Annotated in this window: 16 protein-coding genes; 2 read left to right on the forward strand and 14 right to left on the reverse strand. The window is 51.9% G+C overall.

Going from position 1 to position 16,098, the window contains the following annotated elements; all coding sequences use genetic code 11:
• A partial coding sequence (locus tag RUA4292_RS24080; protein WP_145974960.1) for a transposase occupies positions 1-162 on the reverse strand: 162 nt, incomplete at its 3' end.
• Positions 163-538: 376 nt separating this feature from the next.
• The gene (locus tag RUA4292_RS14360; RefSeq protein ID WP_058278232.1) at positions 539-1,234 is read right to left on the reverse strand and encodes an alpha/beta fold hydrolase; all 696 of its coding nucleotides are present in this window, start codon (positions 1,232-1,234) and stop codon (positions 539-541) included.
• A gap of 220 nt (positions 1,235-1,454) precedes the next feature.
• Here RUA4292_RS14360 and RUA4292_RS14365 point away from each other — a divergent pair, with 220 nt between their 5' ends.
• Both RUA4292_RS14365 and RUA4292_RS14370 read left to right on the forward strand, forming a co-directional pair.
• Positions 1,455-3,080 carry a L,D-transpeptidase family protein gene (locus RUA4292_RS14365; protein WP_233493444.1) on the forward strand — a complete coding sequence of 542 codons (1,626 nt, stop codon included), beginning with the start codon at positions 1,455-1,457 and terminating at the stop codon, positions 3,078-3,080.
• Between the two features lie 112 nt (positions 3,081-3,192).
• Positions 3,193-5,937: an AsmA family protein gene (locus tag RUA4292_RS14370; RefSeq protein ID WP_082637119.1), complete on the forward strand. Its 2,745-nt coding sequence runs from the start codon at positions 3,193-3,195 to the stop codon at positions 5,935-5,937.
• An 11-nt stretch (positions 5,938-5,948) separates the two neighbouring features.
• On the opposite strand, the gene RUA4292_RS14375 is transcribed toward RUA4292_RS14370, so the two are convergent.
• The 12 genes from RUA4292_RS14375 to RUA4292_RS14425 all read right to left on the reverse strand — a co-directional run bounded on the left by RUA4292_RS14375 (position 5,949) and on the right by RUA4292_RS14425 (position 16,098).
• Positions 5,949-6,425 (reverse strand): hypothetical protein, encoded by a 477-nt coding sequence (locus RUA4292_RS14375; protein ID WP_233493445.1) that lies wholly within the window; start codon positions 6,423-6,425, stop codon positions 5,949-5,951.
• Positions 6,426-6,573: 148 nt separating this feature from the next.
• Positions 6,574-8,187, reverse strand: coding sequence for a mechanosensitive ion channel family protein (locus RUA4292_RS14380; protein ID WP_233493446.1), 1,614 nt, complete (start codon positions 8,185-8,187; stop codon positions 6,574-6,576).
• A complete protein-coding gene (locus RUA4292_RS14385) occupies positions 8,184-9,506 on the reverse strand; it encodes a mechanosensitive ion channel family protein (protein ID WP_058278237.1) in 1,323 nt (440 codons plus the stop codon). The genes RUA4292_RS14380 and RUA4292_RS14385 overlap by 4 nt, the downstream gene beginning before the upstream one ends.
• A gap of 137 nt (positions 9,507-9,643) precedes the next feature.
• A complete protein-coding gene (locus tag RUA4292_RS25710; RefSeq protein WP_058278238.1) occupies positions 9,644-10,165 on the reverse strand; it encodes a hypothetical protein in 522 nt (173 codons plus the stop codon).
• Complete coding sequence (locus RUA4292_RS14395) at positions 10,119-10,607, reverse strand: amidohydrolase family protein (protein WP_058278239.1); 489 nt, start codon at positions 10,605-10,607, stop codon at positions 10,119-10,121. The genes RUA4292_RS25710 and RUA4292_RS14395 overlap by 47 nt, the downstream gene beginning before the upstream one ends.
• Before the next feature lie 319 nt (positions 10,608-10,926).
• Positions 10,927-12,099 carry an adenylate/guanylate cyclase domain-containing protein gene (locus RUA4292_RS14400; RefSeq protein ID WP_058278240.1) on the reverse strand — a complete coding sequence of 391 codons (1,173 nt, stop codon included), beginning with the start codon at positions 12,097-12,099 and terminating at the stop codon, positions 10,927-10,929.
• A 125-nt stretch (positions 12,100-12,224) separates the two neighbouring features.
• Positions 12,225-12,779 (reverse strand): CIA30 family protein, encoded by a 555-nt coding sequence (locus RUA4292_RS14405; protein ID WP_058278241.1) that lies wholly within the window; start codon positions 12,777-12,779, stop codon positions 12,225-12,227.
• 11 nt (positions 12,780-12,790) lie between these two features.
• The gene (locus RUA4292_RS14410; RefSeq protein WP_058278242.1) at positions 12,791-13,243 is read right to left on the reverse strand and encodes a TspO/MBR family protein; all 453 of its coding nucleotides are present in this window, start codon (positions 13,241-13,243) and stop codon (positions 12,791-12,793) included.
• 13 nt (positions 13,244-13,256) lie between these two features.
• Positions 13,257-13,760, reverse strand: coding sequence for a hypothetical protein (locus RUA4292_RS14415; RefSeq protein WP_058278243.1), 504 nt, complete (start codon positions 13,758-13,760; stop codon positions 13,257-13,259).
• An 84-nt stretch (positions 13,761-13,844) separates the two neighbouring features.
• Complete coding sequence (locus RUA4292_RS25495; protein ID WP_256364029.1) at positions 13,845-13,979, reverse strand: hypothetical protein; 135 nt, start codon at positions 13,977-13,979, stop codon at positions 13,845-13,847.
• A gap of 58 nt (positions 13,980-14,037) precedes the next feature.
• Positions 14,038-14,583, reverse strand: a complete 546-nt coding sequence (locus tag RUA4292_RS14420) for a YdeI/OmpD-associated family protein (protein ID WP_058278244.1) — start codon at positions 14,581-14,583, stop codon at positions 14,038-14,040.
• 15 nt (positions 14,584-14,598) lie between these two features.
• Positions 14,599-16,098 (reverse strand): cryptochrome/photolyase family protein, encoded by a 1,500-nt coding sequence (locus RUA4292_RS14425; protein WP_058278245.1) that lies wholly within the window; start codon positions 16,096-16,098, stop codon positions 14,599-14,601.

Below are 16,098 nucleotides of genomic sequence, written 5' to 3' on the forward strand. Positions count from 1 at the left end.
ATACTCCTTTGGTGCGTCAAACCAACGTAAGCCGTTGCGATTAATAAAGATAATACCACTCAATACCCGCCTATCATCGACGCGTGGCACACCGTGGCTCTTCGGAAAACAGGGCCGAAGCCGTGCCATTTGATCTTCGTTCAGCCAGTAAAGATTGCTCATATAACCCCCGCAGTTTGGGAGCTTGAATCACGCCGAACCGACAACCTCAATCAGATTAATAGGTCCTGAGCCTAGTTGGCCAAGATAACGTCGAGCGCCTTGTCTGAGCCAATCTTATTTTCCTAGCTAGTGCCGCATACTCATTATCGGGTATCCGAAAGTGACGGCGCCGAGATCGGTTGCCTGCCATTGAAGCTGAAGCTTCGGTTTGAGATCAATGCCAGCTGATCAGTCGAGACGCGGATTCACTTGCGGAGCTACGGCGCATCTCGCCCGAAGCGCTGATCGAAGTAGGACAATCGGGATAGAAGCAATAACTATTTCTACGCGGGCGATTTCGCTGTCCGCGCGCTCGTGCAGGATCCGGCGGCCAAATTCAAATCGCAGACATTAGCATTCGGGCCAAGTCGTCAGGCCTATCGATCATCACGTAGTGCCCGAATGGCACCGAAATCGCTGTCCACCCCGACTGATGCTGGTATCGCTCAAAAAACGGTTGGCCAAGCCCTGGGACCCAGCCGGTGGCATAGATGTAGGTCCGCTTTACCACCTCGGCTCCGCCGCTCACCAGTTGCATCGGTTGCTCAAATGTCTTGAGTGGTTGCGCGACGTTTCGGCGGTCCACCCACGCACAGTCTGCTCCATTCACCGAAAAAGCCTCCGCTGGGCCCGGCGCGACTTTACCATCGGCGGCACTATCACGAAGCCCTGCCGCGATATCCGCAGGCAAAACATCCAAGGCCGCCTGCCCATCGCCCGGTACGAGCGCATCGAGGTACACAAGTGAGCGAATGTGGTCGGGCGCTCTATCCGCCACTCCGGTGACAACCATGCCGCCATAGCTATGACCGCACAAAACAATGTCAGAGAGTTCTTCGCACTTGATTACCCCCAGGACATCCTCGATATGCATGGCCAGATCGGTTTCGTCACTCACGAGGTGCGCACGTTCACCCACCCCTGTCAGTGTCGGGGTGAAAACGTCGTGGCCGTCCCTACGCAGAAGGGTGGCTACGCGAGCCCAGCACCATCCCCCTTGCCACGCTCCATGGACCAATACAAATGTCGCCATAACCCGCCCAACTCCGTCGATACTGCAATGACAGTAGATTCAACAGGGCCGCCTCGTCCACAGCATCGTTTGGACTTGATCCCCTGCATATCCACACGGCTCTCGAACCCTCCGATCAAATGGCCATACTAAAATCATAAATTACGATTTGATTATACATTATGTATGAGTATCCTCCCACATAGAGACAGCATATAGCGCGAAGCCGCAGGAGGTATTGGTGGGTCACGTTAAGTCGTTAGTCGCGATTTCGCTAACTGCATTGGTAACAATATTCCCCAACCCAAGTGTCGCAAACGAGATATCAGAGCAGATTGCTTCTCTACTCGGTGCCAAGTTGGACGTGAGTAGCACGCCACCTGACAGCAAGAGCTTGGATGCTGAAATCCTAGTGCCGCGTTTTTACGAAGAGAGGGACTTCACTCCTGCGTGGGCACGCGATGTACTGTCGGACGAACTCTTTGATGAGTTGGATAGTGCAATAGAACAGGGTTTCAGACCAGAAGACTTTGACTTAGCGGAGCTTCAAGCCGCATTTAAGGCCGCCCAAAGTGGGGATGTCTCTAATCAAGCATTGTTCGATATTCTAGCAACTGACGCTGCTGTGAAACTGGTTCATCATTTGGTGTTTGGGAAAGTCGACCCAAATGCACTGGACGACGATTGGAACTTCTCAAAACCGGTAATTCAACAAGACCCAGCCGTTGTCCTGAATCAGTTTCTTCAAGGTGAAGGTTTTAGCGCGTTAATCGAGCGCATCGATATCGACAATGCGCAGTATACGATGCTTGTCGAAGCACTGAGTAAGTATAGGGCCATTGCTTTACAGGGCGGTTGGACCAATGTTTCGGATGAAACCGTTCTTAAACCAGAGATGGTGGACCCTGCTGTCGCTGAGCTGCGCGTAAGGCTGGCGGCAGAAGGCTACGTCGAAACAAGCGGTTCTTCTGAAGATGGCGAAAACGGCATAAATCCAGCTTGGGTTTACGACGATAACTTATTGAAATTAGTCAAATCTTTTCAGAGTCGACATGGATTAGAAGCCGATGGGGTAATTGGCGGTAAGACGTTCGCATCGCTAAACAAACCGGTGGAAGATCGCATTAACAAGCTGCGTCTCAGCTTGGAACGTGGCCGCTGGCTTATGCGGGAAGTCGACGACGAATTCGTGCTGGTGAACATTGCAGGAGCCCGCACTTATTTGGTCACATCGGATGGCACGCTTTGGACCACTAGATCAATCACAGGGTCAGCCTATCGAAAGACCCCAGTGTTCCGAGACGAAATCAAGTACATGGAATTCAATCCCACCTGGACCGTTCCCGCCTCGATTTTTCGTAAAGACAAACTTTCGCGCATCCGCAAGGATCCAGCCTATCTGACACGCAACAATTATGTCGTTCGGAACAAGGATGGCCAGACAATCCCAGCAAACGCTGTAAACTGGGGGGCGAAGAACCCCGGCGTGACCCTGGTTCAGCAACCGGGCCCAGACAATGCGCTGGGTTTGGTTAAGTTCATGTTTCCAAACAAATACGCTGTATACTTGCACGACACAAACGACAAAACTCTTTTTGACCGAAACGAGAGAAATCTCAGTTCCGGCTGCGTCCGCCTTGAGTATCCGTTCGAGTTCGCGAGCCTTCTGATGGAGGGAGAGCCAGATTGGAGCCGACAGAAGATGCAGTCCATTTTGGATAGCGGAAAGACAACGCGCGTTGATCTACCTGAGCCAATGCCAGTTCTTTTGACGTACTGGACAGCGTGGGTCGAAGACGGGGTCGTTCATTTCCGCGAGGACCCATACGAGCGGGATGCTCGTATCCTGGCGGCTTTGGACCGATGAGCACGAAATGCGCGGCGCGCGCGAACCGAATTATGTGCCCATCTAGTCCAGCAGATTGGCGAACGCCGAATTGAAGATTGACCAAACGGCGTAGGCGACGACAGGGGGATGCATGAGGACTTGGCTGTTTAGATCAATTGGGATTGTCGTACTACTTGTGTTTGCAACAATCGGATTTGTTTGGTTGCTACTTGCTGCGCCGCTATTCTCGGAGATGCGACGTGACCTGGTCGAAAAAGTCCTTTCTGAACAAATCGGCCAACCGATTGTGGTCAACGACGATGTAAGTGTCGCGCTTGGACGCATTACCCACATTTACGTCGGTGGTGTGGTTATCCCGAGCCAAACAATGCCGGAAGCATCTCTTGCAGAATTGAACCTTCTGGAACTGGAATTAGATGTTGCCGCTTTGGCCAATCGACGTCTGCACTTTGACAACCTCGTCGTTGACGGTCTCCAGGCGAATTTCCTTACAGCTGCTGACGGCACTACAAGTTGGCGAAAAGGCCGACCGACGCCAAAACCTGAACCCGAAAACGCCACGGAAGAGGACAATCAAGAGGCTATAGCTGAGACAGGCGGGTCCAATGAGGGCGACCCAGAAGGTAGCGGGATCCTCGCATTCCTGAGTGACAAGAATGTAGCTTTCACATCCATTGGGTTGAACATTGATGATCAAACCTCTGGCTTTTCGTTCGTGTTTGACCTCCAGTCTCTCGCTCTGGAACAGGTAGACAAAGGGCAAAGAACAAAGGTCTCGGGGACAGGCTCCGTCAACGGTCAAAGTTTCGAAATCGAGGGTGACTATCCTCATAGTGCACCGTTTACGACGCGCGCCAATTTTGGCGAAATGACGGTGAGCTACGACGGCGAACCATTTTCGGAAAGCGAGGGAGGCGGGTATCGTGCCATCTTGCAGATGGACACTGGTGAGTTCGGTGACTTTCTTGAAGTCATTGGGCTGAAGCGAGTTCTGGAGGGGAATGGCCAGTTGCAAGCAGAGCTTGTTTCTCAGGATGCTCTGAAAATCGAGACCTTTACGACCACCGTAAACCTTGAGGACGGACAACAACTTACTGCTGAAGGATCGATAGAAGACCTCTACACAGCTCGGGGCGTTGATCTGTTATTCGACGCGCGGCTATATCCTGAGGGGCAGCCGCCGAACGCAGCAAAGAGTTTCCAGGAGCTGAAGTTCACAGCCTTTGAAATGCACATGGTGGGATCCCTTGCGTCTTTCGAGTTCGAGAAGCTTCTGTTCCAAACTAACGCATTTGACCAAGGCCTGGACGTGATCGGACCAGCCTCTATTGAACGCATTCGCCGCATGCCTGATGGTCGGCTTGCGATGCTGGGCATCGCCTTACAGGCTGGACCCGTCGAGGACCCAATTCTAAAGGCCGACGGCGAGATTCTCGACCTGCTTCAGCTTCAGGACGTGACCTTCGATGCCACACTCAACGGGCCGGCCAAGTTGATTTTGCCAAATATGGATGAAGATTTTGTCAATCAGCTCGGTGGCATAAATGCCGACTTCAGCTTGTCCAATGAAGGAGGGCCTGTTTCGCTCAACAGGTTTAATGCCACCACCTATGGCACAGATCTTTGGGCGCTTGACCTCGCGCTATCGGTCAGCGAATTGAAAGGGCTGTCAGGCCTTGATTTTGACGTGGAACTGGATGTCAGCGACGGAGCTAGTTTTCTGACTGCGCTCAAATTGCAACCTGTCGAGATTGGCGCACTTGCCGTCGATGCAGTGACGTCGAAGCAGGGCGAGAACTTCACCGCCTCAATCGAGTTTGAAGCCGGTTCGTCACACCTTCTGGCCGCTTTGGATGCAAAATTTCCCGAGGGCGCTTCTGTAATTCGCGGAAACGTTGCGAGTAAAAGGCTCGATTTGAACGATCTAAAAAACCTGACCGCCACGTTGGACCAGCTTACGAGCTTGGTAAGCGACGCTTCAAAAGATCCTGAAGCCGACGTACAGCCCTTGGTTCTAGCGAAGGAAACCAACGTACAGCCCCCGGTTTTACCAAAGGAGAAAGGAAAGCCAGCCGATCTTCTGGATGTGCAGCGCGTACTGAGAGAGGCAGACGTCGAGGTACAAATCGACTTTAAGGAGATTGTTGGCCAACAAGGCGTAACTTCTGTTTCCAGCCAATTGTCTGCAAAAGAAGGGACCGTAGATTTTGGGCCGCTCCAATTGGCATATGGCGGTGGAAACTTCAGCCTACGGGCAGTGATGGATCTGATTGACTCACCTGATTGGCTCTCCTTGTCGGGGTCAACCTCAGGATGGGAATTCGGAGAGATTCTCGATGAACTGGGTATCGGGATAGCTGCATATGGGCGATTGAGTGGTGAGTTCAACGTGTCAGGCAGTACCGCGTCTGGCAATGCGTTTGTGAATTCCATGCGCGGCAATGCTTCTTTGTCGATGTCGCAAGGCTATGTCAGCACCAGCCTTCTGGAGTTGGCAGGGCTTGGTGTTTTCCCTTGGCTGTTTTCAGAGGAACTCCGTCAAGGTTACACGGACATAACATGCGTTGTGGCACCAATTAACATCGAAGCCGGCCGGGTAAGCTCAGACTCCATCGTGGTTGAAACGGGTTCTGTTCAATTGGTGGCCAAGGGCCAAGTGGATTGGGTCAAAGATACTATTGCGATCAGGGCAGAACCTCGTCGAGTTGGCAATCCGTTATCCCGTAGCGCGTGGCCGTTTGACGTGACTGGCCAACTTTCGTCACCGAAGTTCAAGTTGGATGTGGGTGGGTCCAGAAACAAGGCTCCGGAAGGTGCTGATGCGATGCCAGCAGATAGGCAACCGTGCGTGCCAGACATCAATCAACTGAAATAGCCGGTCACGACCTAGTTTTTTAGTGGTTCAGGCTGTTCTGCCTGGCATGCCAAAACGGCCTCGATGGCTTTTGAGGACCCACTTAGATCAAGTTCTACTTCGGCTCCACTTTCACCAATAATCGTGACGCTTTGGCGCTTGCCGAATTCGGTTACAAACGCAGGGTTGTCGAAAAAGGCGTAACCCCCGGGGACGCCATTCTTGAAAACACCTATGGCTTCGCCTTCAAACTTTGCGTCACCAAAATCGAAGTTCACGATGCCGGTCGACCCGTCCTCAATCTGAACCCAGGCCGGATTATAGGCGGCGAAGAAACCGCCAGCCTGATTGGGTGCGACGCCAATTTCAACTGTCATGTCGTCTTCGAAGGGCTTCCACGCGAGGCAGCCATTTCCCTTCTCGGAGTCGATCAAAATTTTCCAGTCGCCGGACTCACCCCACGGCTCCATACCAGCGGCAAGAGCGCCACTCGCGAGAAGCGTTACCATTGCAGTAAATGCCCAATTGATCATCTGGAACCTCAAAACGTCCTGAAAACTATTTCATTAATCCTACCCATTGCTCTGGATCAATCAAACTAATCCGACAACCTGCAATGGAAGGGTTTAGTGGACCCAGAGTGGACGTGGTATTCTTTTACTCCGCTATATGAGCAAGCTTTCCATCCCATTCTTCGGTGGGAATCTTAGGACTTGGCGGGTCGGCCATGTAGGACGGTGTCATAATTTGCGTACCGTTCTCGTTGAACACTTCCACGATGTTTTGGTGTAGATCAGACAGAATCTTAGGCAAACTCGATCCTCGAGATGTGTATGCGTTAATTTCGTAATTGATGGCATAGTCAGCCAACTGTGTCCAAAGTACAAAAGGCTCCGGGTTTTTCTTCAAACCCTGTGTGCGATGAGCCGCCTCTATCAACATTGCCGTGATTTTTTTTGGCGGCTCCTCGTACCCGATCCCGACCGTTGTGTGAACGAGAAGGCCTCGACCATCGACTTTGCGCGAATAATTCACGACTTCTGAGTTCAACAACTGAGCGTTTGGAATACTGATCATTTCGTTTTTGATGGATTTGATAAGTGTTTCCATAAGCTTGATTTCGGTTACGTCCCCTATCTTGTCGCCAACCATTATTCGATCACCAACATTCGTGCTGCGCCGATAGATGACAAACAGACCTGCCATCATGTTCGATACAACTGTGTTAGATCCCAACGAGACCATGATACCGGCAAGAATTGTCAGGCCTTGAAACGCCCGGGAACCTGAGCCCGGAATGTATGGGTAGGCGAACACCAGTGCGATCACGATGATCAAAGCCCTGAACAGCATGTTCGTTGGCGCGATCCAGTGCGCCTCGAAATCTTTGATTTCGAATGCACCGTTCTCCAGGTTGTCAAAGAACAGATCGAGGCCGCGGATCGCAAATCGACATAAGGCTGCAATAATCACCAGCATGATCAGGTTTGGGATGTACCCAACGACAGCCAGCACAACATTTATCAATGGCTCACTAACGTACTTTAGAAGAACTTGAGCGATGGCCTGGGTTTCCGCGAATGACAGCAAAACCAAGGACAGGTAGTAATAGAGAAAAAACAGAAACAGCACCCACATCAAAGCATGAATTGAATAAACGATGATAGACGCGATTGCCCTGCTTCGTAGGATTGATTTTGTAGCTTCCTCGACGCTTTCCGCTCTCTTTTCCAAGTTGTTTCTGACGTAGCCCAGAAACTTCTTCCGTTTGGCAAAGAAGAAGTATGACACTAGTGCAAACAGCGCCGTCCAAGCGACAGCGGCCAAGGCGCTGTCAACGCGGCCTTCGCTGGATCGCGCTTCCCGGTACTTTAAAATGGCATTTTCGATGGCCTCTGCTTGCAGCCCGGCCAGAACTTCAATGTCCATCTGTTCGTGATCGGCGTCAGCCTGAGTGGTAATAGTGACCATATGGCCGTCGACGCGTACGAGTTGTCCAAATTCAGCCCGGGAGATTTGGATGTCGACCGTTTTGCTCTCTGATCTATCCGCGACTTGAGCAATTCTTTCTTCAATCTTTGCGGCCCTGTCCGTTGCGGGCAATGCGCTGGATCCGCGGACGACAAAAAGCTCATCCCCATCGACAATAACCGGTGCTATGAATTCGGGATCTTCTCGCTCTTGCTGCGGCAGCAGTATTTCTTCTGACTGGGCCGAGGCTACACTGCAAAGAAGCAGAAAGGACATCATCCATATTACTAATGCTCTCATGTCTTTGCTCCTTCCACTGGAATCAGGTGAACATCGCGCTGCGGGAACGGTATTGATATTCCCTCTTGGTCAAACCGCTCCTTGGCTTGTCCTGTGAGGTCCCAATAGACAGTCCAATAGTCGTCAGACTTGGACCACGGTCGACAAAAGATATTGACTGAATTGTCGCCAAGTTCACCAACAAATATTTCTGGATCAGGCGATTTCAGGCATAGTTCATGTCTTGCGACCAATTCCTTCAGAACATCGATTGCGTGAGCAGCGTTGTCTGAATACGCGATCCCAAAAACCAGATCGACGCGACGCTCATCAGATGCGCTGACATTTGTGATTACGTCACCCCAGATCTTACTATTCGGCACAATGATGATCTGGTTGTCGAAGGTTCGGATTTTTGTCGAAACGACCGACATCTCGTCAACAAAACCAGATGACCCGCCAACCTGAATATAGTCTCCGGTATCGAATGGCTTCAAAACCATGATCATCAGACCGCTGGCGAGATTGCCTAACGTTTCCTGAAGCGCAAAGCCAAGAATGAAAGACAAACCACCAAATATTGCAAACAAAGGAGTGACGTTCACACCAAACAAGGCAAGTACAACCAGAATGCCGAGAATAAAGACCGCCCAAAACACTGCGGTCGCAATGAATTTCTTAAGCATCCGCGATATTGTTGGTATTTTTTCAAGACCGCGCTCAGTTAAACGACGCACCATTTTGGCTACAAACATCATAACCCAAACAGCAGCCAAAACACCCAACCCAGCCAATAGAAGACCAGCGCCTCCCTCCCAGGAAACCAACCATTGGAGAGCGTTGTGAAATAACGTCTGTAAATCCGTTGTTTTAAGCACGCCAGTTTTGAGCGCTAAAAGATAATCGGTGTGCGGTTTCAGGTCTTCTTCGGCGGCACCCTTTAGGGCCCATTCGTTCAAGACCAGTGTGTAATTATCCAAAATTACAGTGCCAGTGTCGTTTATCAAAGAAAGCTGTGATCTCAGGTCATCTTCTTGCGCTTCGTTTCCGGCCTGAAGGCTAAGATTGATACGGGCAATTTCTTCAAGTTGGTTGCGAACATGGTCTTGCCAGGCAACAGCAATTTCTGAAAGCTCATCAGTCGTCAGCGGAACAAGCAGTATCTCCAGGTCATCGGCAGAAATTGATTTGTCGGCAACCTGAGTTAATAGATCTTCTTGCTGTACCTCAGCAGGTTCCTGTTCACTCGCCGCGTTCTGTGCGTACGCTGGACCAGCGTTAGACGTCGATACCGCCGCAGCTAAGAGCAAAATAACAAAACCGTAGATGTATCGCGCCATGACACTAAAGCTCCCACATAAAGACTGAAGAGATCATAAGGAGACCGAAAAAATCTGCCATCAAAAATAGTTGGGGGCGACCCACTCACTTGCCGCCCCCGCCCGTTCCGGCCAAAATGAAGCCCGAACGGAAACTGCTACCCGGCATTCATCAAAGATTGACCCTCAGTCTCAGTCCCAAGACCAGCGGGTCGTTCGAGTTTGATCCGGGATTTTTCAGGTATTGCACGTCTGCCGTCAGCGCCAGATTGTCTGGCCAAGTCCAAACGGTAGAAAGCTTCAAGTGTCGTTTGATTGGGCAATCCTGGTGTCGTCAGGTCGGCAACAGTGGCCGCTATGCCAAGAAGATCATCATAAGTGCCAGGTCGCCACATCAAGCCTGCGTTGACTGCACGCCTGGCCAACGCACCGCCGCCATTGGACCATCCCAGCCGTCCGAAGATCATCAGTTGGTTGTCGAATGTATGGTTGGCAGAAAGTGTGGCTCCATATGTTTCCGGTACGCCAACTTGTTGGCGCGCATCCGTGTGAAACATCCCCAGATGAACGTTTGTCAGAAATCGTTTTGATTTTTCGGGCGTCCAGCCGATCTCGGCGTATTTGTAGAATTCGCTATGTGCCCCACTGTTCGGCGGTTTTGACTGCCATCTGGATTTCATCGGCTTGGTACTGAAGCGAATGCAGGGGGTCGAACTCGGACGTAACACCGCCGCTGACCATAATTTTGATCTGGGTTGCCCCGCGACGCAGGTTCTCGCGTACAGCCATCCGGATCTGATCCGGCCCATCGGCTATAAAGCTCATTTCACTTTCGACCCAATGTGATGGTCCTTGCCCAGACAGTGTGGGATGCCGGTCGTTCAGTTTACGGAAGTCCGCGTGCCCGGATGTCTGGGTGATGAAGGCTTCAGAGGAGTAAATGCGCGGCCCGGGAAACATGCCGGAATCTATAATGCGAGCGATGGATTTTGCTGGTCCGCCTAGGTCCCGGACAGTGGTGAACCCATTCATCAGGATGCGTTCAGACCGAATTGTCGCGACGCCGCCAAGATGAAAGGGTGTGATATTCTGGCGCAAACCATCGCTGAGAGGGTTGAACACGGTAGACCGTCGCCTACCAACAAGTGATCCCCTTCGATAGCAATTGCCTTGATACGGAAGAGATCGCTGGATATGCGGCGCAACTCATCACCTTGCAAAGTAACGAGAATGGCTTCGGGCCCCTCATTCGCAGTCCACAACCCACAAAACGTCGGATCGTAGTCCAGACTTGCGGGTTGATTGAGGTCATAACGCTCTGTTTCGCGAAGCTCCAATGCCGTGGCCGGAGAAGCCCCGGCGCAGATCAGTAAGGCTAGGGTCCTCACAAACACTCAGGATGCTCCCGGAAAGGTGTGCTGTTTTAAAGAACTATACCTGATTATTGCGCCCCTTCAGTGAGAAAGAACAGCTCAATGGGCTGAGCAAGGCCACGTATTTCGTGATCCCCACAGCTAACGAACATGTTCGGTGCAGCACTTGCAACTGCTAACGTCGCCAACACTCTCTGACCAATTGATTTTGTTAAGTTTTCAATTCGGCTTGCGACGTTCACCGCACCGCCCAAAACCGTAAAATCAAGCCTGCCGGGGCTGCCGATATTACCGTAGCTGACCTGCCCAACATTGATCCCAATTCCAATGTCCAAGGGCGGTTTTTGGAACTCGTCCCGTCTAGTGTTGAGAGCTTTCAAACCACACAGCACACTCTGTGCTGCAAGAGCCGCCATTCTGCAACGGTCGGCATGGTTTTTTTGAGCTTCAATAGTGAAGATCGACAGGATGCCGTCACCCATGAACTTGAGGACGTCTCCACCGTTGTCTTCTACGGCTTTGACCACCAGATCAAAATAGTCGCTGAGCGTTTCGAAGACTTCTTCTTCCGTAGAGTTTTCGGAAAGTGCCGTAAAGCCTCGCAGATCAGAGAACATTACCACAGCATCCAGAGTTGTTCGCTCGCCGCGCTTTATGTTGCCGCTCCAGACTGCCTCGGAAGGCCCATCTCCCAAATAGGTTCGAAGTAGACCTTTAGACGACTTTCGCATCGTCACAGGTTCCAGTGCGGAAGAAAGGGCCGGTAAGACCGCTTCAATCAGCCTTAGATGTTCCGGCGAGAATCCACCCGGCGCCTGTGTAACGAACGTACAACCATGCAGCGATCCATCACCGTAATAAAGCAAAGTAGCGTAGTAGTCGGTGCCGCCTTGCTCTGCAAATTCCAAATAGGATGAATGCTCTGTTTCTGAGTCCAGTTGATGGAGACTTTTGTGAAGCGGCTTTCCATTCGCCAGAATATACTCGAATGAGCTCCCAACATAACCATCCGTCAACGTCGTCTCATGTGTGACATCGTAGCTGTCGGTGCCGTTGGGCGTCCAAACCACGCCCCAAGCAATAAGCAGTGGATTGGCAAAGCGCTGGCCAATGTTTACTCGCCAAAGCGGAACCCCGGCTTCGACCAAGGAGGAACAAAACTGTGACACCACCTTTACGGGATCGCCGGAGCGACGACCTTCTGTAATCATCCATTCGGTTAGTCGAGTGACTTCTTCCATGAACCCAAGTTAGTCGCTTGCACAAGATGAGCAAAGACTATTGGAATTGCATTGTCGTTTGCATTTATTGAGCCGACTGGTCTGGCTGATTCAACGAAGATAAGAGCGTTGCGCCCGGGCGACCTTCAATAGAAACCAATCTCGCTGACATCTACACGGGCCTCGTGATCGCGACCGTACGCCACGACCCCAACTGACGTGATTTCGTCAGCAACGGGAATAGCGCGCAACATGGCACCTGAAGCCTTGAAGCCTGACAGAGGTAAAGAGACTTCGGTCCATTCGTCAGAAGTTGGGAACTCGGCCTGATAGTATTGCCACGGAAGCACAGTGCCACGTGTCCTGAGGTGAACGAAGTATTGCTCGCCATTCCCCCGTACCAACAACCTTACGCCCGATACACTCGCATCTGGCCGATCAGGCAACTTGTGTCGGAATTGGATGAAACCGCCGTTGTTTTCTGTACTGACGGTTCCGATCAGCCGCGCGAATGCAACATTACCTTCCGAACTAAACTGCACCTGCCCTGAAGAAACTCCGCCCATGACAGTGTCGGCAACGTAGTCCCAACGCGTCTCCGGAGACTTGGAGAAGTCTTCCGTTAATTTTCCATCAGCCTGAGCCATTGTGCATCCGATGATGGCAAGACCTGAAACAAGCCCAATGAAATTGGCACGCATATTGTTCCTTCTCAGTTCAGTAGCGCAATGGAAAGGTTCAGCGCCGTGGCAAATGCGACCCACGCGAAGTACGGCAGGAAGGCCAGTGCGGAAGCCCGATCTGAATTCCTGACCTGAGCGATGAACATGACGATTACGGCCAACAACGCGACTATGACCACAAGGGCAAACCACGGCAGTTGCAGTACGAAAAAGGCTGGGGACCACAAAAAGTTCAGACCCATCTGCGCCCACCACAGCTTCCTTGCGGTCGAGCTTCGGTCTGTTTCGAACTGGCGCCAACCCACCATAGCGATCAAGACATAAAGCACCGTCCAAACCGGCCCAAAAATCCAATTTGGTGGATTGAAAGCCGGTTTAGAAAGCTGCGCGTACCATTCGCCAGGTGCGGTCAATGTCCCGATCAGGATGCCGCCGCCCACCACAAGCGCAAGGAATGCTATGCGGATCAACCAATTCGACATTGCGGGACTGCTTTCAGCAATCCTTGGTCGTCACGTTGACAAGCGCTTCGGAAGAGAATGTTGCAGTACTGACCTTGTCCGCATCGGAATATGATACCGTGGCGCCTTCCATCTCCGACCCTGTTACGGTGATTTCGCGTTGCCCGATAGTGTCATCTACATCGATGGTAAAGGCGAGTTTGTCCCCGGTTGCGAGGGAGGCGATCTGAAGTTCAATTGAATCTTGCCCGTCCACGACCGCTGGAATTTGCCGCAGAGCTTCCGCGCCCTCAACGAATTCGAGAGGTTGGAATACCTCTACACCCGCACCTTTTTCGGTAACGTCGAAAATCAGACGTCCGGCAGATTGCGACAAGTCGATTTTGAGGGTCGAGGCTTTTACTTCGCACGCTCCGACATTTGTCAGAACAAAACGGTCCTTGGGTGCGCCTTCTATAAAGCGAACTTGTACACCAGCTTGAAGCGAAGTAGCTGCAAGTAATCCAAGTGTCGCCGCAAGAATACTCTTCGGGAGCATATTTATCTCCTTGCTAAAGGGTTCTTGATAAATACGCTTCGAAGGGTTTCTTGGATCAGACTTATGCCGTTTGATTATCGCGGTTTAGCCGACAGGGCTTTTCGAAGTTCCATGCACCGCACCTAAATCGATCCCCACGTCCACCAGACCATCGGGCCAGATCTGATGGGACAGCACAACAACGCGGTCGTCTTCAGCACAGGTTCGTTTGATGTCCACACGCTTTCACTACGAAAGCTCAGATTGCGATTGCAAACCAAGGGCAAACCAGAAGGCGCTACATTTGCTGCATTCTTTTTCCAGCATGCGTTGTTTCGACCGTCTTGTTGATCCGCCGTTGGCGCGTTGTTGGGTTCTTGGCAATCTTGATCCAGCGAAGGACGTTGCGCCGGTAAGAGGGGGGCAATTGCTCCCATTTGTTCAGGTCCAATTCACCGGATAAATCGTCTGGCACAATCAGAGCATCGACGTCATCAAAGAAGTTCCATAGTCCTGACGCCTTACTGGATTTTATGGACGCCTCTCCTGCGGGGTGCATTAAGCCTTCTTGCCTAAGGCGCTCTGCTCTGCCCTTGTAGCTTTTGGACCAAGCTTGCTGTTTTCGCGGGCTGATCAGTTGCGCCGTCCGGTCTTCATCGATTGTAAATCGTCTTCCATCAATCCAACCATGCGCGATCAGCGCATCCAGCACCTCGTCCCGACTGACATATTTCTGCGGATGTGGCGCCTTCCACGTGATCAGGCGGACGCTATCACGTTGGGCAAAATGCGTGCTCAGCCACTCCCACAGTTGATCACGGGATGTGACCTCAATATCAGTCACGCGCCACCATAGTGTTCATGCTTGTGTCATCCGTCGCAAAAAAGCTTCAGCCGTCTTTATGTGCGTGCTCTTGGCCTCTGGCGACATCCGTTCAGCCGTACGGCACATCATCGCCCATCGGGGATTGCCAGCCAGTCTATCGCTGTTATTCAGGATAAAGCGCCAATAAAGCCCGTCCCAAATGTCGGCCCAGGGCCCTTTACCCCAATTGCTCATTTTGCGAACATAGTTTGAACCCGAAAAGTACGGTTTGGTGGTGATCAACCCGCCATCGGCATGCTGGCTCATCGCGTAGGCATTGGGAACCATCACCCAATCATAGCTGTCGACGAACATTTCCATGAACCAGCGATAGACATGATCCGGATCAATTTCGCACAGAAACATAAATCCACCCAAAACCATGAGGCGTTCAATATGATGACAATACCCTGTCTTGAGCACCCTTTTGATCGTGTCGTCCAGCGGATCAATACCAGTGGTTCCGCCGTAGAAAGCGCGGGGCATTGGGCGGTGATGGCCCCAATGATTTGTAGTGCGCATCGGCACACCCAGGCTCTCATAGGTCGCGCGCATAAACTCGCGCCAGCCAATGATCTGACGGACGAAACCTTCTAACGAATTGAGGGGAATACCCTTGCGATCCGCATGCGCCAGCGCAGCGTCCAAAACCTGTTTGGGCGTCAACAATCCAATGTTCAAGGCTGGCGTGAGAGCGGCATGCCACAGCCAGCTTTCACCCGCAACAATGGCATCTTCATAGTCGCCAAAGTGATCAAACCGCCGTTCCAGAAACTGCGCCAGCCAGTCGGACGCAGCTTTGTGTGATGTCGGATAGTACAACGTATCCAGGCTGCCCAATGCTTCTGGAAAGTCAGCAAGTACGCTTGCTTTCGCGGCTTCATCAACCGCGTCATGGGAAGGCCAGTCGATCCAAGGCAGGCTGCCCAACAGCGCCTTGGGCACTTTCTTACGGTTTTCCTTGTCAAAGCTCCATTGTCCCCCCGCCGGTTGACCGCCGTCCATCAACACATTCAAGCGGCGGCGTTGGCTTTTGTAGAACTCTGCCATGAACCAGCGTTTGCGACCGGCAAACCAATCCTGATTGTCGGCCCGAGTGTTCAAAAAACCAGGTGATGGCTGAAAATCGAGCGTGATATCGGTTCTGCCAGCCGCCGCCCGAAGACGTTTTTCTGCAATTAAGTCTACCGGATCAACCATGATTATATGGCTGATGCCGCGGTTCCGCAGACTTTGAAACAGGCGCAAGCAAGCGCCCGGCTGCCGCTCAAAGGGCCAAATCGCGGCATCAAATCCCTTGGCGACCAAGCCATCGCGATAGCGCGTCATGGAAGCACGGTGCAGCCAAAGCTTTTGCTTGTGCATCGTGGCAGGATAAAACGCATCGCCAAAGTAAAGCGGGTCTTCGAAAAGCACAACCGCGTCGGGTCGGGCGGCCACACCGAGGTGCTGGGCAAACAATTGGTTGGGAAGTAAAAGCGCAGCAGTGGACAC

This window comes from Ruegeria atlantica (assembly GCF_001458195.1).
Taxonomy (GTDB): Bacteria; Pseudomonadota; Alphaproteobacteria; order Rhodobacterales; family Rhodobacteraceae; genus Ruegeria; species Ruegeria atlantica.